This window comes from Pasteurella atlantica (genome assembly GCF_963693435.1).
GTDB lineage: Bacteria > Pseudomonadota > Gammaproteobacteria > Enterobacterales > Pasteurellaceae > Phocoenobacter > Phocoenobacter atlanticus.
The window spans coordinates 1,598,470-1,617,200 of the sequence record NZ_OY856306.1 but is presented as its reverse complement, the minus strand read 5'-3'; the positions used below and the strand labels follow the sequence as shown (position 1 = coordinate 1,617,200).

The following is an 18,731-nucleotide window of genomic DNA, read 5'->3' as shown; positions in this document are numbered from 1 at the left end:
TTTATTGCAGTAACAGAGCAAAATTACACTTTTATTTTTAAATAAAATCAATGCGTTATTTTGTGTAATACAACGATAGGATTATGTATATCAACCCATATTCTGAGACGTAGCATACAGCGTCTCCATATTAGATATTTAATTTACAAATTTAACCATTAATGTAACCGCTATATTTAGATTTTATTATTAATTTATAAAAATCAATAGGTAAAAATTTGCGGTTGCCCTGTGTTCTTTCCTTTAAACTCATTAATTCTAATTGTTATGATTTTTATTTATGTATATAATTCTCAAATGTGCAAGATATTTTTTTGTATAAATTTCAATCAATTCCAAAAGGATTTTAGTCAGTTTGTACACCTAAGGAAAGGCATAAAATAATATAAGGTATTTCATTATGAACAAAATATTCAAAGTCGTGTTTAATCAAATAACACAAACCTATACTGTAACTTCAGAGCTTGTCAAAAATGGAAGTAAGTCTCATACTACAGGAAATTTTCAATCTTCAAATAAACAAACGATATTTTCATTTAAATTTACAAAAATAGCTATTATGCTTTCTAGTTTATTTGTAACAACAGTTGCAATGGCTGAAGCAGGAGTTGATGGAGAAGCAGGAACAACGACAACAACAATAACACTAGGACCAGATAAGTTATATGTTGATGGTTCAAATGTTGGTAAAGATAGTAATAAATCAACCTTTGGTAAAAATGTAGGTAAAACAACTATTACAGGTGATGGAACTCAACTTGTTCAAGAGCAAGCAGTAAAAACTTATGTTGATGCTGTTGATGAAAAAGTGACTAATATAGAAAAGGTATTAAATACTAAACTTAACGCAAGTAATATCAAAAATATCACTAGTTTAAATAAATCTGTTGTTATTGGTTCAAATAAAAATGTATTGGCAGGAGATGTTGATTTAAGAATAAATGTAGATGGTTCAACGATTAAAGTAAATAAAGATGGGCAATTACAAGCCGTTGCATCAGCACCAGAAGTGGATGGCACAAGTATTGAAGTTGCAAAAGGTAAAGTATCAGTCAAAGATAAAGGCATTTCAGCTGCAAAACTAGCCGATAATGCGGTAACGGAAGACAAAATTGCAGATGCATTATTAACCGAGTTAAAAGCAAAATCACGTGAAAAAGTGAAAGCGGGTGCGGGTATTAAAGTCAGCCCAACCACCGTGGCTGCGGATAAAGATAACCAAGAGTTTACGGTGTCCTTAAGTGATAGTGTTGCCACAAAATTAGGAAATTTAGCCAATAATGCCAATGCGACTTATTTAAATACTTCTGGTTCAAATATCGGTGATGATGCAGTGAAATCAGAATTTGGTAAAAATACAGGAAAAACTGATATTACAGGTAATGGCACACAACTGGTTCAAGAAAATGCAGTGAAAACCTATGTTGATAACAAAGCTATTGAGTTAGGTGCTCAAATCGTTAATGTGAGTAAAACATTAAAAGAGGAAGTAGCAGTCAAACCAAATAGCGGTTTAACATTAGCTACTGTTCCTGCAACAACAAAAAAAGGAACCAAATATACTCTAGGCTTGAATTCAGAAAAAATTAAAGAAATTGCAGGTACTATGAATAAAGCAGATAAAAATGCTGAAAACTTAAGTGATGAAAATATAAAAGCTTGGATAACTAAGTTAAATACTGGTGCAAATTTAACGGTATCAAATGGTAAATTAGTGACAGATACGCAAGTTAAAACAGCATTAAATACTAAACTTAATGCAGATGCTATTCAAAATATTACCAGTTCAGATCAGTCTGTTCGCATTGGTACCAATAAAAATGTTGCAACAGGTGAAGTTGATCTAAAAATAAATGTTGATGGTACAAGTGTTGAGATTAAAAAAGGTCAAGTGTCTTTAAAAGATAGTGGAGTTTCAACCGTTAAACTTGTGGATAATGCCGTAACGAAAGATAAAATAGCAGATGAATTACTAAAAGAATTAAAAACAAAATCGCGTGAAAAAGTAAAAGCAGGCACAGGTATTAAGGTAAGCTTAACCAAAATAGCTGCTAATACAGATAACCAAGAGTTTATTGTTTCATTAAGTAATGATATTACCTCAAAATTAGAAAATTTAGCAGATAACGCAAATATAACCTATCTAAATAAAACGGGTTCAAACATCGGTAATGATAAATTAATTTTAGGTCAAAATGTGGGCAAAAATGCTATTAATGGTTCAAGCACACAACTAGTTCAAGAAAAAGCTGTTAAAACCTATGTTGATACTGAAATTAATAATATTGGAAAAGGTAAGAATGGTAAAGATGGTTATATTGGTGTTGAGGATAAAAATGGTAAAAATCGTATAAGCATTGATGGTAAAGATGGTATTACAGTTAAAGGAAAAAATGGTAAAAGTAGTATTTCTATTAATGGTGATAACGGAATTGGTATCAAAGATAGTGATGGTAAGACTTTAGTTACTATAGGAAAAGAAGGAAATCAAGGCATTATTGGACTTCAAGGTGCAAGTGATAAAAATAATAAATTCTACAATATTAGTATCCAAAATGGTAAAAATGATGTAGATGGAATAATGACTGACAGAATTGTCTATGTTGATAAAACAACTAAAGTGAAAAAAGAAGTTGCTACAGTGGATGATGGTTTAGCCTTTACTGGTGACACTGGAGCTAAAAATGTTAAATTAAATAAAACATTAACTATTAAAGGTGGAGTCAAAGATAAAATCAAACTTAGTGATAACAATGTTGGTGTAGTCGCAAATACAAATGGTTTAGAAGTTAAACTTGCAAAAAATTTAACAGGTATTTCTTCTATTGCTAGTACGACAGGAGGCAGTAAACTTACATTAAGTGATAAAGAAAGAAGTATCTCAGTTAATGGCGGAAGAGTCACTAATTTAGGTGATGCAATAGCGAATGGAGATGCGGTTAATTATAGACAGCTAAAAGAATTTAAAACGGAAGTTAAAAAAGATATGGCAGCTATAACGAATGACTTGAAAGAGGTAAAAGCAGGTGTTTCAAGTGCAATGGCTTCAGCACTCTTACCACAAGCCTATAAACCTGGTCAAAGTATGTTATCCTTAGCAGGCGCAACTTATAAGCAGTCAAACTCTATTGCTATAGGACTTTCAACAATTTCTAATAATGGAAAATGGCTCCTTAAAGGGGCACTTAATACAGATACTACTGGTCAAGTCGGTGGAGGTGTTGGAGTGGGCTATGCTTGGTAATTAATATTTTATTGTAGTGGATTAAATATTAGATTTGATAAAATGCTTTCTTCAATTGATGAGAGCATTTTTTATTGGGTAAACAGCGGGCAGATTTTATTGAAAGTTTACTAATTCACGAATTATTATTACTGTCATTTATCTGGAATTTTGATTATAAATTAACCCTATATTCAATTAAAGTATAATTTTGTCCTGCTTGCCTTATTAAGTAAACTAGACAACATTGCTAAAATTTGACAAAATCAAAACTATTTTCTTATTTTAGGTAAATTTTATGAAAAAATTACGATTATTCGTTGGATTGTTACTAATAGCGGGTATTTCAACAAGTTGTGCAAATAGTTCAGAATATCAACTTAAAACATATAATAAAGCTCGAACATTAGATAATTTTGATGATTATGTTAATTTTTTAAAAAATAAAGCAAAACAAGCGGGTATTTCTTCTCAATTTCTTGCAAAACAGAATGATATTTTTTATATAGATAAAGCGGTTGAATTAGATCAGCGACAATCTTCTAAAAAACCACACTCTACTTTGCCTCCTCGTCCTAATCCTGACGGTATAACCCATTATTTAAAAAGAGTATTAACTCAAAAAAAGGTTAATAAAGCCGTTGATTTATGGTGGGAATATCAACCTCAATTAACAAAAGCGAGTAAGAAATATAATGTACCAAAAGAGTATTTGATGGCATTGTGGGGGATGGAAAGTAGCTTTGGTTATTATCAAGGTAATTATGATGTTCTTTCCGTATTAGCCACGTTATCATTTGATGGACGAAGAGAAAAGTTATTTACACAAGAATTTATTAATGCGATGAAAATTCTTGAAAATAAAACAATTTCACGATTGAAAATGAAAGGATCGTGGGCTGGGGCAATGGGACAATCTCAATTTATGCCTACAACTTATTTACATTATGCGGCAGATGGTGATAATGATGGTCAGAAAGATATTTGGACTGAACCTTATGATGTATTTGCTTCGATTGCGTCTTATATTTCAAGTATGGGGTGGGATAACACTTTACCTTGGGGGATTGAAGTAGAACTTAGTCTACCTATAGACTTAGCATTATCAGGTGTTCAAAAAAAGAAGGCAAAAAAATTATCGCAATGGGTAGATTTAGGGATAAATATTATTAAGTTAGATGATATGAATTTAATAAAATTAGATCAGTTATCTGATACGGATTTGTGGCTAGTTCTCCCAAATAAAGAAGTAGGGAGAGCATTTTTAGTTTCTAATAATTATCGAGTATTAAAACGCTGGAATAATTCAAATTATTTTGCCGTAAGTATTGGTCAATTTGCAGAAAGAATTGCTGCTGAAGTTTATTAATGAATATATTGTTTAAATATTGTAGAATACTCAATTGTTTTAGAGAAAATAAGTATAAAAATAGAGGAACATAATAATGGGTAAGATTTGGTTCAAAAATTATCCGCCAACTGCAGAAAAGACAGTTGATGTGGATAAGTATGAATCTTTATTGGAGATGTTTGAAAATGCTATAAGAAGGCATCCAGATATTCCTGCTTATATTAATATGGGGAAAGTATTAACTTTTCGTAAGTTGGAAGAGCGTAGTCGAGCTTTTGCTGCTTATTTACAAAATGAATTACGATTGGAGAAAGGGGATCGTATTGCATTGATGATGCCAAATTTATTGCAATACCCAATTGCGTTGTTTGGTGCGTTAAGAGCAGGTTTGGTGGTGGTGAATGTTAATCCGCTTTATACACCAAGAGAATTGGAACACCAGCTTAATGATAGCGGTGCAAAAGCAATAGTGATTGTTTCAAATTTTGCGGCAACTTTAGAAAAAGTGGTATTTAATACCCCTATTCAGCACGTGATTTTAACTAGAATGGGAGATCAGCTTTCTTTCGGTAAACGTAATCTCGTTAATTTTGTGGTGAAATATGTTAAAAAATTAGTACCAAAATATAAACTTCCTCACGCAGTGACTTTTAGAGAAGCCTTAAATATTGGTAAATACCGACAATATATTAAGCCAGTAATTAATAAGGAAGATTTGGCATTTTTACAATATACAGGCGGGACAACCGGTGTCGCTAAAGGGGCAATGTTAACGCATCAAAATGTGATTGCAAATGTGATGCAAGCAAAATGGGTAGGGGAACCTTTGTTAGGAACGGGATCGGGCAATGTTGGTGTCATTGCATTGCCGATGTATCATATTTTTGCTTTAACTATTAATTGTTTACTTTTTATTGAGTTAGGTTTAACAGGATTGTTAATTACAAATCCCCGTGATATTCCAGCATTTATTAAAGATATCAGAAAATATCCTTTTGTTGCATTAACAGGGGTAAATACACTATTTAATGCTTTATTAAATAATGAGAATTTTAAAGAAATTAATTTCTCAAAATTAAAAATGTCGGTGGGAGGAGGCGCTGCAGTTCAGCGTTCAGTTGCACAACGTTGGCACGAAACAACAGGGTGTCATATTATTGAAGGTTATGGGATGACAGAATGTTCTCCTCTTATTTCTGCAACAAGAATTGATTCAACAGAATACTCTGGCTCAATTGGTATTCCAATGCCAAATACAGATATCCGAATTGTTGATGATGAAGGTAATGATGTTTCTTTAGGTCAACGAGGGGAGTTGTGGGTTAAAGGTCCTCAAGTAATGAAAGGCTATTGGAACAGACCTGAAGATACACAGCAATCTATTAAAGATGGTTGGGTTGCAACAGGTGATATTGTAGAAATGGGAGAAGATCTCAATTTGCGTATTGTTGATCGTAAAAAAGATATGATTATTGTTTCAGGTTTTAATGTTTATCCAAATGAAATTGAAGATGTAATAGCATTACATCCCAAAGTCAACGAAGTGGTCGCTGTGGGTATCCCAAATGAGCGTTCTGGTGAAAGCATTAAAGTTTATGTCACTAAAAAAGAAGAAAGTTTAACTCGTGATGAACTTAAAAAGCATTGTCGTCAGCATTTAACAGGGTATAAAATTCCACGAGATGTAGAATTTAGAGATGAATTGCCTAAAACTAATATAGGTAAAATCCTTCGTCGTGTGTTGAGAGATGAAGAAATTGCAAAATTAAATCAATAAAATTACTTTTTTTATGAACTTATTGAAAAATGCCTAGTCATAGTAAGTAACAATATGCTGATAGATTAAAGTGTAGAGTTTTTCATAATTCTTAAGTAAGACCTCCCCTGATACTAACATTGGTATCAGGGTTTCTTTTTTAGTTTGAAAATTCCAGACAATGCGAATATTTCTATTTATACTAAATTAAATTGAAATCAGTACTGAACATTTACATAAATAGTTATTTGGATCGTAGAGGTGGCATTAGCAAACGTTAGATCCCCCCTGTTGCTCGAGATAAAACCATAGTACTAATTTAAGTTTAATTTACTATATAATAACCTTACAATGATATTTGCATTTTTTTTGCAAAAAAATGGTACAATCATACCGCTTAAATTTAATTAAAAATATGTTGAACTTTTTGAGGCTTTAATACACTAACAGAGTGTACAGTAAGCAACAAATGGAGAGTTTTAGGAGAATCAAACTCAATGAGTGAACAAAAAACAGATCAGGAACTGGTTGAGCTTGCACAAAAAGGTAATAAAAAAGCATTTAATCTGCTAGTTATTCGTTACCAGAACCGAGTTGCTGGATTGCTCACTCGTTATGTGGCACAAGATGATATTCCTGATATTGTACAAGAATCTTTTATTAAGGCTTATCGTGCCTTGAATTCTTTTCGTGGAGAAAGTGCGTTTTATACTTGGCTTTATCGTATTGCGGTAAATACAGCAAAAAATCATTTAACGGCTTTAGGTCGCAGACCTCCAAGAGAAGATATTTTAGCAGAAGATGCTGAAAGTTATGACAGTGGTACTTATTTAAGAGAAGTCGATACTCCTGAGAGTATGGTTTTATCTGAAGAGTTAAAAAGAGTTGTCTTTGAAACGATAGAAAGTTTACCCGATGAGCTTAAAAGTGCAATTACATTGCGTGAGCTTGAAGGATTAAGTTATGAAGAAATAGCAGAAGTAATGCAATGCCCTGTGGGAACCGTTCGTTCTCGTATTTTTAGAGCAAGGGAAGCTATTGATGCTAAAATTCAACCGCTAATACAATAAATTAAGTAATTGGAGTTAAATATGCAACAGAATAAAGATCTTTCTGCTTATATAGATGGTGAATGGGTAGAAGGTAATTTTACTGAAGCGTTATGTTCATCAACAGATTTACAAAAGAAATGGCAACATTACCATACTGTACGTAGTGTGATGCGTGGGGAAGATCTACTTTTAGGTCGTGATTTTTCAGAAAAAATGGAAGCATTGATTGAAAATGAAGAGATGGATTTACAACCAAAAACTCAACGTATGGGATTAAAAGTAAAACGTTGGGTGATGCCATTTATGCAAGTAGGTATTGCTGCCTCAGTCTGTTTTGTGGCTGTGTTAGGTGTAAATGTGATGACCAATTCAAATGAAAATGAATTTGTTCAAGATCAACCTATTTTACAAACATTACCTTTTACAAATAGTATACAACAAGTGAGTTTAAATCTTCACGACGAAATTCGAAAGATTGAAGATGAAAAGAAAAAAGTAGAAGAGCAGCAGTTACTGAAAGAAAAACAAGAGCAACAGCAATATCCATAGAGATAAAATAGTGATAATTTTAGACCACCTTATTTTTATAAGGTGGTTTTTTTAATTAAAAAGCGAGTAAAAATGAAACATATTTTAGAGAAAATTCAGATTATTTTAGTTGAAACATCACATAGTGGAAATATTGGTTCTGCTGCACGAGCAATGAAAACAATGGGACTTTCACAATTGCGTTTGGTTAATCCTTTACAATCTATTGACGATCAAGCTATTGCATTATCAGCTGGTGCAAAGGATGTTTTAGCTCAGACTCAAATTTTTGATACTTTTGATGAGGCAATTGCAGATTGTCAATTAGTCGTGGGGAGTAGTGCAAGATTGCGTCATTTACAATCAACGTTAATTGCTCCAAGAAAAGGAGGAAAATTGATTGTAGAGCAGGCTCAACAGGGGAAAGTTGCAATGGTTTTTGGACGAGAGCGAGTCGGTTTAACCAACGATGAGTTGTTGAAATGCCACTATCATTTAAATGTGCCAACTAATCCAGAATACAGCTCTTTAAATTTAGCAATGGCAGTACAGTTGATTAGTTATGAAATTAGAAATGCATATCTTGAAATAGAAAATTTGCAAAAAGTGGAGAATAACTTACCGCTTGTAGAATATCCAACAGCACAAGCACTTGAACACTTTTTTCAGCATACTGAAAAAGTATATAAAAATTTAGGTTTTATTAAAAATGATGCAATGATGCCCAAACTTCGTCGCTTATATCAGCGTGCTCACTTAGAAACAACAGAATTGAATATTTTAAGAGGTATGCTAAGTGCAATAGAAAAAAACTAAAATAATGGCGTTGTCGCTTTATTCTTTAATTAAAAAATAACCTTTACCTCGTAAGGTTTTAAACCAAGGTAGGTTATCTTCTCTTTTTGGCAGTTTTTTTCGTAAATTAGAGATATGCATATCAATAGCACGATCATAAGGATTAAGTGCTTTATCTAGTACTTTAACACTCAAAGTTTCACGAGAAAAAATTTTTCCTGGATTATCGACTAATATTTTAAGCAAGTTAAATTCAGTATTAGTTAAGTGTAAATCTTTATCATTATATAAAGCTTGTTGACTATTGATGTTCAATTCAACGCCACAAAATTGTAATTTTTTATTGTTTATTATGATTGTATTGTAGGCTCTGCGTAGAATAGCATTTATTCTTGCACTAAATTCACGATGGCTAAAAGGTCTTACTAGATAATCATCAGCACCTAACTCAAATGCCTCAATTCGTTCAATTTCTTCATTATATTCAGTTAATATCATTATAGGAATATGATATTGTTGGCGAATTTGTTTTAGGATCTCAAGGTTATTTTTTGTATCTAATAAAATGAGATTGTAGTGATATTCTGCTATTTTACTTAACACATTTTGACGACAGGAAATGTCTAAAGAAAAATCGGAAGATAAGGGTATTTCTATCAGTGATTGTATAGATTTTCTATCTTCATTCACTAAAAGTATTTTTAGCATATTTATGGTATTCCAATTATATAGTCACTAAATATGGGGTAAATATAACGAAATTTATATCTTTATGCTAATTCTTTTTTAACTTTTTATTATTTTTATTTGTGTTAGGATTGAGTGAATTAATATTGTTTATTGAAGGAGATAAGAGAATTGATGAAGCCAAATAAGCGAGCACTAATTAAAACCGTTTGGTCAGCAGAATCTAGCTGGAAACCAAAATCTATTTCTTTGATCGTATTGTGTATTTCTTTACTTATTTTTGGTGTAGGAGATGGGATGTTGGTTCTTGCTTCTTTAGGTTCTTCTCCTTGGACAGTTTTAGCGCAGGGAATATCATTAAAAACTCACGTGAATATTGGTATTGTGACATTATTAATTAGTTTATGTGTAATGTTAATGTGGTTACCTTTTAAACAAAGAATAGGGTTGGGTACAATATTGAATATGGTTCTAATTGCTTTAGGATTAGGGCTTTCAGTACAGTTTATTGCTCCTCCTGAAACAATGCTTTTTCGTTTAATTTTTACTGTTTGTGGTATTGTTATCATTGGTATTGCTTCCGCTTTTTATTTAACTTGCCACATGGGAGCAGGACCAAGAGATGGATTAATGGTAGGTATTTATCAATTAACGGGTTGGAAAGTGGCCTATATTAGAACATCAATTGAAATTATAGTGTGTGTGATAGGTTGGCTATTAGGTGGTGTTGTCGGCATATCCACCTTATTATTTGCTTTTGTAGTCGGTTGGATTTTACAAATAAGTTTATATTTTATTGATGTTTATTTTTCTAAATCGTAATGAAAGGTGAACTCATAAAAAAGTGTTTATTAAAAATTCAATAACTTTAATATTAATTTATCAAAAATGTGATCTTCAACAAGTTTTTTTATTTTAGATAATGTTAGTATACTTCTAGTAAATTGGTCATCAACATCAAGGAGTTTATTATGTATAACCATATTTTAGTTGCCATTGATCTTTCTGATGAAAGTCTTGTTTTATTACGCAAAGGAGCAGATATTGCAAAAGCGTGTAATGCAAAATTATCAATCATTCATGTTGATGTTAATTTTTCTGATCTTTATACTGGATTGATTGATATCAATATGACATCAGTTCAGGATAATGTAGCAGAGGAAACACTTCAAGTATTAAGCGAATTTTCTGAAAAAATAGATTATCCTGTTACTGAACGTTTAAGTGGAACAGGAGATTTTACTCAAGTTTTACAAGATGCTATCGATGAATATAAAGTAGATTTACTTATCACAGGGCATCATCAGGATTTTTGGAGTAAGTTAGTCTCTTCAACACGCCAAGCAATGAACTCTATCTCCGTTGATATGCTGGTAGTACCACTTAAAGACAATTAATATCCAATGAAATTAAGTTTATAAAATAGACTGCTTGTATCAAATTACTGGTGGTCTATTTTTTTATAAAGTAAGGGATAATCGACTATTTTAGGAAATAGCATTTTATAAAATAATAAATTTATGTCAGAATAGTCATTCTTAAAATATATGTAATAGTATTAGAGTATTTACCTATGAAAACAACTTCACAAATAAGACAATCTTTTTTAGATTTTTTTAACAGTAAAGGACATTCAATTATCAACAGTAGTTCACTGGTGCCAGATAATGATCCAACACTGTTATTTACCAATGCGGGAATGAACCAATTTAAAGATGTATTTTTAGGTTTAGATAAACGTAATTATACAAGGGCAACTACATCACAACGTTGTGTGCGAGCAGGTGGAAAACATAATGATTTAGAAAATGTAGGTTATACCGCTCGTCATCATACTTTCTTTGAAATGTTGGGTAATTTCAGTTTTGGGGATTATTTTAAACAAGATGCGATTCATTATGCGTGGGAATATTTAACATCGTCAGAGTGGTTAGGCTTACCAAAAGAAAAATTATGGGTAACGGTTTATAAAACTGACGATGAGGCATTTAATATTTGGCGTGATGAAATAGGTGTGCCTGCTGAACGTATTATCCGAATTGGCGATAAAAAAGAAAACGAACCTTTTAATTCAGATAATTTCTGGCAAATGGGAGACACAGGACCTTGTGGACCTTGTTCTGAAATTTTCTATGATCACGGCGATCATATTTGGGGAGGTCCACCGGGAAGCCCAGAAGAAGATGGCGATCGTTATATTGAAATTTGGAATTTGGTATTTATGCAATTTAATCGTCAAGCAGACGGCACAATGGAAAAATTACCAAAACCTTCTGTTGATACAGGAATGGGATTAGAGCGTATTAGTGCAGTATTGCAACACGTGAATTCTAACTATGAAATTGATATTTTCCAAACTTTAATTAAAGAAGTGGCGAGATTATTAAATGTAACAGATTTAGATAATAAATCATTACGAGTGGTCGCTGATCACATTCGTTCTTGTGCTTACTTAATTTCGGATGGTGTAGTGCCTTCAAATGAAGGGCGTGGTTATGTATTACGTCGTATTATTCGTCGAGCAGTAAGACACGGTAATTTATTGGGTGCAAAAGAAAGTTTCTTTTATAAATTAGTGCCAACTCTTGCAAAAGTAATGGGTAAAGCGGGCGATTTATTAACAGAAAAACAAACGCATATTGAAAAAACATTAAAAGCAGAAGAAGAGCAATTTGCTCGTACTTTAGAACGTGGTTTAACCTTATTAGAAGAGGCGTTATCAAAAGTAGAAAATAAGGTTTTATCAGGTGAAGTTGCCTTTAAATTGTATGATACTTATGGTTTCCCATTAGATCTTACCGCTGATGTATGTCGTGATCGTGAAATTACCGTTGATGAAATAGGTTTTGATAAGGAAATGCAAGCTCAACGAGAACGAGCCAAAGCAAGTAGTAGCTTTGGAATGGATTATAATAGCGTCATTAAAGTTGATGGTTCAACAGTGTTTGAGGGGTATACTAAAAGAGCACTTAAAGATGCTAAAGTGGTTGCCTTATTTTGTAATGGTAAAAGCGTTAATTCTATTCAATCTGGTGAAAATGCCGTTGTAGTATTAGATCGTACACCATTCTATGGTGAGTCTGGTGGTCAAATTGGCGATAGCGGTTACATTTCAACAGAAATTTGCAATTTTGTGGTCAATGATACTCAAAAATATGGTGATGTGTTTGGACATATTGGACAACTAGAAGCGGGTTCTCTTACAGTGGGGGATACGGTTCAAACTCAAATAAATGAGTTACGACGTCACGCTGCAACATTGAACCATAGTGCGACTCACTTAATGCACGGTGCATTACGTCAAGTTTTAGGTCATCACGTCATACAAAAAGGTTCATTAGTTTCAGATGATATGTTACGTTTTGATTTTTCTCAACCTGAAGCAATTACTAAAGCTCAATTAGAAGAAATAGAACAAATTGTAAACCGTGAAATTCGTAGAAATTCACCAGTAACAACGGAAATTATGGATATCGAATCTGCTAAAAAGCAAGGTGCAATGGCATTATTTGGTGAAAAATATGGCGATCGAGTTCGTGTTGTAAAAATGACAGAATTTTCAGTTGAATTGTGTGGTGGAACACACGTATCTCAAACAGGTGAAATTGGTTTATTTAAACTGGTTTCAGAAGGAGCAATTGCATCTGGAATACGTCGAGTAGAGGCGGTAACAGGTGAAAAAGCAATTGAGTGGTTGCAACGTCAACAAAAAGTGATACAACAAAGTGCAGAATTATTAAAAGCAGATAGCAACTCATTAATTGAGAAAATTCAACAGCTGCAAGATAAAGCAAAACGTACAGAAAAAGAGTTACAACAAATAAAAGATAAAATGGCTGCACAAACGGGCGCAAACTTAGCTAAACAAGCTGAAATTATTAATGGTGTGAATGTCATTATTCGACAGTTAGACGGTGTTGAAACAAAAGCATTAAGAACAATGGTTGATGATTTAAAAAATCAGTTAGGTTCAGCTGTTATCGTGTTTGTATCAGCAGCGGAAGAAAAGGTTAATTTAGTTGTGGGTGTTTCTAAAGATACTACAGCAAAAATTAATGCAGGACAGTTGGTCAATGAAATGGCTCAACAAGTTGGTGGTAAAGGTGGTGGTCGTCCAGATATGGCAATGGCGGGCGGTTCTCAACCTGAAAATATCAATTTAGCACTTGCAACAGCAAGAGAATGGATTCAAACAAGATTATAATAACTTCTGTTTGAAAATTATTACAAATTTATTTAAAAAGGAGAAAGTTATGTTTATTCTTACTCGTAAATCAGGGGAAAGTTTACTTATTGGAGACAATGTTGAAGTTACGGTACTTAGTATTCGAGGAACTCAGGTAAAATTGGGGATTAATGCTCCAAAAGAGGTGTCTGTTCATAGAGAAGAGGTATATAAGCAAATTAATGGTGAGCCATTAAAAGAAGAATTACCAAAAGAAGAATAATTAAAATATAACCAAAACTGAAATTTTTGATAGTGATTTTAGTTTTACATAAATGAGGATTATATGAAAGTTATTATTCCTGTGGCGGGATTAGGCACAAGAATGTTACCTGCAACAAAAGCAATTCCAAAAGAAATGCTGACAATTGCAGATAAGCCATTAATTCAGTATATTGTGAATGAATGTGTAGCGGCGGGTATCAAAGAAATAGTATTAGTGACTCATTCTTCTAAAAATGCGATAGAAAATCACTTTGATACTTCGTTTGAACTCGAAACAATGTTAGAAAAACGAGTTAAGAGGCAGCTTCTTGATGAGGTACGTTCTATTGTACCAAGAGATGTAACATTAATGCACGTAAGACAAGGGCACGCTAAAGGGTTGGGACATGCGGTATTGTGTGGTAGAGCTGTTGTTGGTGATGAACCTTTTGCAGTAGTACTTCCTGATGTTCTGTTGGCTGATTTTTCTGCCGATCAAACCAAAGAAAATTTAGCAGCAATGATTTCTCGTTTTAAAAAAACAGGAAATAGTCAAATAATGGTTTCACCAGTATCTCAAGAAGAAGTGAGTAGTTATGGTATTGCCGATTGTGGAGGTACTGCTTTAGATACTGGTAAAAGCACTAAAATTGTTAATATAGTTGAAAAACCAAAAATTGAAGAGGCACCTTCTAATCTAGCTGTCGTTGGACGATATGTTTTTTCAAATACGATTTGGGCGTTATTGGAAAAAACCCCAATTGGTGTTGGTGATGAAATTCAATTAACTGATGCAATTGATATGCTTATTAAACAAGAAACTGTAGAAGCATTTAGAATGAGCGGTAAAACCTTTGATTGTGGAAATAAACAAGGTTACGCAGAGGCCTTTGTGGAATATACCCTTAATCACCCTGAATTAGGGGAAGGATTTAGGAAATATTTAAGTACTCTCAGTCATTCGTTATAATTTATTATGTTTACTATCTTAATAAAAAATACAATATGATATGGTTATTGTTAAAATTTGGTAGAGTAAATTAAGGCAAAATCGTATTTGAAATTTGTCATTTTTCCGATCCTAGCCTCCCTCACAAGTGAAGGGAGGAATAAATGTTTTGGTAAAGCTTGAATCTATAGTTGAATTATCTTTTGAATACTATACTTTCACAATCCAACCTTCAGGTGCATCAATATCACCAAATTGAATACCAGTTAGTTCATTATATAAACGCTTGGTTATTTCACCTACTTCTGTTTCTGAGTGAAAAATATGAAAGTGATTGCCGTATTGAATGCCCCCTATCGGAGAGATCACCGCGGCAGTTCCACAAGCACCTGCTTCAATAAAATCATCAAGTTTATCAATATAAACATCACCTTCAATTGCTTCCATACCCAAACGTTCTTGTGCTAAATAAAGCAAGGAGTATTTTGTAATACTGGGCAAAATAGAGGGCGATTTTGGTGTAATAAACTGATTGTTTTTTGTAATACCAAAAAAGTTTGCAGCTCCAACTTCTTCAATTTTAGTATGAGTGGTTGGATCAAGATAAATACAATCACTAAAATTTCGTTCTTGTGCAATTTTACCAGGGATTAAACTTGCAGCATAATTTCCACCAACTTTAGCTGCTCCTGTACCATAAGGAGCGGCACGATCGTATTCAGGCAATACTAAAAAATTAGAAGGGGTTAATCCGCTTTTGAAATAGCTACCAACAGGGCAACAAAAAATAGAAAAAATAAATTCAGGAGCAGTTTTCACTCCTATATTTTCACCGACACCAATCATAAATGGACGTAAATATAAAGTTGCACCAGAACCATAAGGAGCCAACCATTTTTCATTAGCTTTCACCACGTCTTTACAGGCTTGAATAAACATTTCTGTTGGAATAGTAGGCATTAATAAACGCTCACAACTGCGTTGCATACGTTTTGCATTTTCATCAGGGCGGAAAAGATTAATTGAACCATCTTTACAACGATAGGCTTTTAAGCCTTCAAAACATTGTTGACCGTAGTGCAGAGCTGTAGAGGATTCGCTAATATGAAGCGTTTCATCTTGTGTTAGTTTGCCTCCATCCCATTTACCCTCTTTCCAATGAGCAATAAAACGATAATCTGTTTTTATATACGAAAAACCTAAATTTTTCCAATCAATATTTGTCATAATGTTGTGTTCCTTTTATTTTTATAATAGACCGTATTATTTATATCATTATAGAGAATGGATTGACAAGAAATAAAATGACTATTTTTAGTATAAAAAGTGATAGAACACTTAATTAACACTATTAGAATAATTATTTTTGGTATAGAATAGCGTAAAAAAAAAACGCCCAATTACGAGTAGCAATGGACGGAAACTTAAACCAAATAAGGTTTAAAATTACAGGAAGTGAAATGAGTAACTTACTGTTACTCTAGCTTAGAGGTCTAAGCTAATATGCAAACACAACATCGTACTTAGATAAAAAATGAATACCCAAGCACGTATGGTCGCATTCTAAGTGTATTAGATATATAAAACAAACGAGATTTTTTTATCTCTAAAATAAGAAAAAATAATGAATAGAAAATTACCCCCTTTAAATGCGTTAAAAACATTTGTTTCTGCAGCAAAGCATTTGAATTTTACAAAGGCTGCTGAAGAATTATTTGTTACTCAAGCCGCAGTGAGTCATCAAATTAAGTTACTTGAAGAATTTCTTGGAACACCGCTTTTTTATCGTCATAATCGAATGTTGGAATTAACAGAAGTGGGTTTGCAATATTTTGAAGATATCCAACCGCTTCTAGACAGGGTCATTGTTGCTACTGATCGAGCTAAAAAAACAAGAACTCGTCAAGTATTAACTATTAGTGTTCCTCAAACCTTTGGTATTCATTGGCTAGTTCCACGTTTAAACGATTTTCATCAAAAACACCCTGATATTGAGGTGAGAATAAAAGGTGTTGATCAAGATGAAGGTAAATTGGGTAAAGAAATTGATGTAGCAATTTATTATGGGCTGGGTCATTGGGAAAACCTTGAATCGGTTCGTCTTGCAGAAGCACGAATTATTATTTTGGCAACAGATCTTTTTATTAAAGAACATAATATCCAAACACCAGAAGATTTAATTGGCAAACCCTTATTGCATTCAAACACCCATAACAAATGGAAAAAAATGAAAGAGCATTTGAATTTAGATGGATTAGATGCGGAATCAGGGTCAGTATTTAGCCATTCATTTATGGTATTGCAAGCAGCAATGCATCAACAAGGGATTGCCATTACCAACAGAATATTGGCACATCACGAAATTGATGAAGGGCATTTAGTAGAATTATTTCCTACTGATCTTTACGATGACAAAGCATTTTATGTAGTTTATCCACCTCAAATGGCGAAAGTAGAAAAAATTCATCACTTTGTTGAATGGATTAAGAAAGAAATGGAAGAAGAAAATATTGAGTAGTGATTTTTATTTGCAAAACTATAAAAATCTTTTATACTCTCTATTCTGAGTTGGTTAGACAATCGCTGGTTTATTGAAGCCCTAAAATGTTTTGTTTAGCAATAGATAAACGACCTAGTGGGACAAATAGACGAGAGGAAAGTCCGGGCTACAAAGGGCAGAGTGCCAGATAACATCTGGGAGGCGTGAGCCTACGACAAGTGCAGCAGAGAGAAGACCGCCGATGGCTTTCTTTTTAAGAGAGATCAGGTAAGGGTGAAAGGGTGTGGTAAGAGCACACCGTATGTATGGTAACATTTCATAGCAAGGTAAACTCCACTCGTAGCAAGACCAAATAGGAACTCAATGGGTGGCCCGCCCAGAGTTCGGGTAGGTTGCTTGAGCGTATGTGTGAATATACGCCTAGAGGAATGATTGTCCACGACAGAACTCGGCTTATCGACCAACTCAGACTTTTTCCCTTCATAAATTACAAATCATTCGTAGAAATAGGGCATTCCCTGTCTCTGCAATATATGAAAAAGCAGGAGTAGTGATAATGAACACCCCTTTATTTTATGGAAGTATTGTAGCATTAGTAACACCAATGACAGCAGATGGTGAAATTGATTTTGATAATTTACAAAGATTAGTTGAATATCATATTAAATCAGGAACAGATGCAATTGTTGCTGTTGGTACAACAGGTGAATCCCCAACTTTAAATATAAATGAACACATTGAGGTTATAAAGAAAACCGTTGAGTTTGCCAATGGAAGAATTCCTGTTATTGCAGGATCTGGTTCAAACTGTACTAGAGATGCAATTAAAACCACAAAATTACTGGAAAATTTAGATATAGCAGGTTGTTTGAGTGTGGTACCTTATTATAACAAGCCAACCCAAGAAGGGATGTATCAACATTATAAAGCCATTGCAGAAAGTACCGCATTTCCTCAAATTTTATATAACGTACCTGGTAGAACAAGCAGCGATCTTTTGCCAGAAACTGTAGGACGTTTAGCTGAAATACCGAATATCGTGGGGATAAAAGAGGCTTCTGGTGATATCACAAGAGTTGCACAAATTAAAGAAGCAGCAGGGCAAGATTTCATTTTCCTAAGTGGGGATGACGCTACAGGGTTTGAAACAATGAAACTCGGTGGACAAGGCGTGATTTCAGTTACAAATAATGTGGCAGCAAAAGATATGGCAGTGATGTGTAGCCTAGTTCGTCAAGGACGAATTGAAGAAGCAGAAGTTATTAATCAACGTTTAATGCCATTACATAAAAATCTTTTTATTGAATCAAATCCAGTACCCGTAAAATGGGCTGCCTATAAGCTTGGGTTAATTGATGATCCTAGCTTACGTTTACCATTGACCTCTCTATCAAAAGAGGGGCAGAACATTGTGTTAAACTCTCTTAAACAATCAGGATTAATTAGTTAGGTTATTCATCA

General features: G+C 33.4%; 15 protein-coding genes and 1 other RNA gene. 14 read left to right on the top strand and 2 right to left on the bottom strand.

The window, feature by feature from the left end:
- Window positions 1-400 precede the first annotated feature (400 nt).
- From U9966_RS07660 to trmJ, 6 genes are all read left to right on the top strand, one after another.
- Window positions 401-3,244 carry a YadA-like family protein gene (locus tag U9966_RS07660; RefSeq protein WP_306347674.1) on the top strand — a complete coding sequence of 948 codons (2,844 nt, stop codon included), beginning with the start codon at window positions 401-403 and terminating at the stop codon, window positions 3,242-3,244.
- Window positions 3,245-3,521: 277 nt separating this feature from the next.
- Window positions 3,522-4,592, top strand: coding sequence for a lytic murein transglycosylase (locus U9966_RS07655; RefSeq protein ID WP_306347673.1), 1,071 nt, complete (start codon window positions 3,522-3,524; stop codon window positions 4,590-4,592).
- Window positions 4,593-4,668: 76 nt separating this feature from the next.
- The gene (fadD, locus tag U9966_RS07650; protein ID WP_306347672.1) at window positions 4,669-6,351 is read left to right on the top strand and encodes a long-chain-fatty-acid--CoA ligase FadD; all 1,683 of its coding nucleotides are present in this window, start codon (window positions 4,669-4,671) and stop codon (window positions 6,349-6,351) included.
- A gap of 476 nt (window positions 6,352-6,827) precedes the next feature.
- On the top strand, window positions 6,828-7,400 hold the full coding sequence (rpoE, locus tag U9966_RS07645; protein ID WP_306347671.1) for an RNA polymerase sigma factor RpoE: 573 nt from the start codon (window positions 6,828-6,830) through the stop codon (window positions 7,398-7,400).
- 21 nt (window positions 7,401-7,421) lie between these two features.
- Entirely contained in the window at window positions 7,422-7,931 is a 510-nt protein-coding gene (locus tag U9966_RS07640; RefSeq protein ID WP_306347670.1) for a sigma-E factor negative regulatory protein, read from the top strand.
- A gap of 72 nt (window positions 7,932-8,003) precedes the next feature.
- Window positions 8,004-8,726, top strand: a complete 723-nt coding sequence (gene trmJ, locus U9966_RS07635) for a tRNA (cytosine(32)/uridine(32)-2'-O)-methyltransferase TrmJ (RefSeq protein ID WP_306347669.1) — start codon at window positions 8,004-8,006, stop codon at window positions 8,724-8,726.
- Between the two features lie 18 nt (window positions 8,727-8,744).
- Here the strand turns inward: trmJ and U9966_RS07630 are convergent, their stop codons facing one another.
- On the bottom strand, window positions 8,745-9,413 hold the full coding sequence (locus U9966_RS07630; RefSeq protein WP_306347668.1) for a winged helix-turn-helix domain-containing protein: 669 nt from the start codon (window positions 9,411-9,413) through the stop codon (window positions 8,745-8,747).
- 153 nt (window positions 9,414-9,566) lie between these two features.
- Here U9966_RS07630 and yczE point away from each other — a divergent pair, with 153 nt between their 5' ends.
- From yczE to galU, 5 genes are all read left to right on the top strand, one after another.
- Window positions 9,567-10,214, top strand: a complete 648-nt coding sequence (gene yczE / locus U9966_RS07625; RefSeq protein WP_306347667.1) for a membrane protein YczE — start codon at window positions 9,567-9,569, stop codon at window positions 10,212-10,214.
- 149 nt (window positions 10,215-10,363) lie between these two features.
- Window positions 10,364-10,789 carry a universal stress protein gene (locus U9966_RS07620; RefSeq protein ID WP_306347666.1) on the top strand — a complete coding sequence of 142 codons (426 nt, stop codon included), beginning with the start codon at window positions 10,364-10,366 and terminating at the stop codon, window positions 10,787-10,789.
- Window positions 10,790-10,965: 176 nt separating this feature from the next.
- Window positions 10,966-13,596: an alanine--tRNA ligase gene (gene alaS / locus U9966_RS07615; RefSeq protein ID WP_306347665.1), complete on the top strand. Its 2,631-nt coding sequence runs from the start codon at window positions 10,966-10,968 to the stop codon at window positions 13,594-13,596.
- A gap of 49 nt (window positions 13,597-13,645) precedes the next feature.
- Entirely contained in the window at window positions 13,646-13,840 is a 195-nt protein-coding gene (gene csrA, locus U9966_RS07610) for a carbon storage regulator CsrA (protein WP_306347664.1), read from the top strand.
- A gap of 63 nt (window positions 13,841-13,903) precedes the next feature.
- The gene (gene galU / locus U9966_RS07605) at window positions 13,904-14,791 is read left to right on the top strand and encodes a UTP--glucose-1-phosphate uridylyltransferase GalU (RefSeq protein ID WP_306347663.1); all 888 of its coding nucleotides are present in this window, start codon (window positions 13,904-13,906) and stop codon (window positions 14,789-14,791) included.
- Between the two features lie 189 nt (window positions 14,792-14,980).
- On the opposite strand, the gene U9966_RS07600 is transcribed toward galU, so the two are convergent.
- The gene (locus U9966_RS07600) at window positions 14,981-15,997 is read right to left on the bottom strand and encodes a branched-chain amino acid aminotransferase (RefSeq protein WP_407675171.1); all 1,017 of its coding nucleotides are present in this window, start codon (window positions 15,995-15,997) and stop codon (window positions 14,981-14,983) included.
- 397 nt (window positions 15,998-16,394) lie between these two features.
- Between U9966_RS07600 and U9966_RS07595 the strand changes: the two genes are divergently transcribed.
- The 3 genes from U9966_RS07595 (at window position 16,395) to dapA (ending at window position 18,720) form a co-directional block, all read left to right on the top strand.
- A complete protein-coding gene (locus U9966_RS07595; protein ID WP_306347662.1) occupies window positions 16,395-17,288 on the top strand; it encodes a transcriptional regulator GcvA in 894 nt (297 codons plus the stop codon).
- A gap of 46 nt (window positions 17,289-17,334) precedes the next feature.
- Window positions 17,335-17,742, top strand: an RNA gene (rnpB, locus tag U9966_RS07590) — RNase P RNA component class A.
- Window positions 17,743-17,820: 78 nt separating this feature from the next.
- The gene (gene dapA / locus U9966_RS07585; RefSeq protein ID WP_306347661.1) at window positions 17,821-18,720 is read left to right on the top strand and encodes a 4-hydroxy-tetrahydrodipicolinate synthase; all 900 of its coding nucleotides are present in this window, start codon (window positions 17,821-17,823) and stop codon (window positions 18,718-18,720) included.
- The last annotated feature ends 11 nt before the right edge of the window (window positions 18,721-18,731 follow it).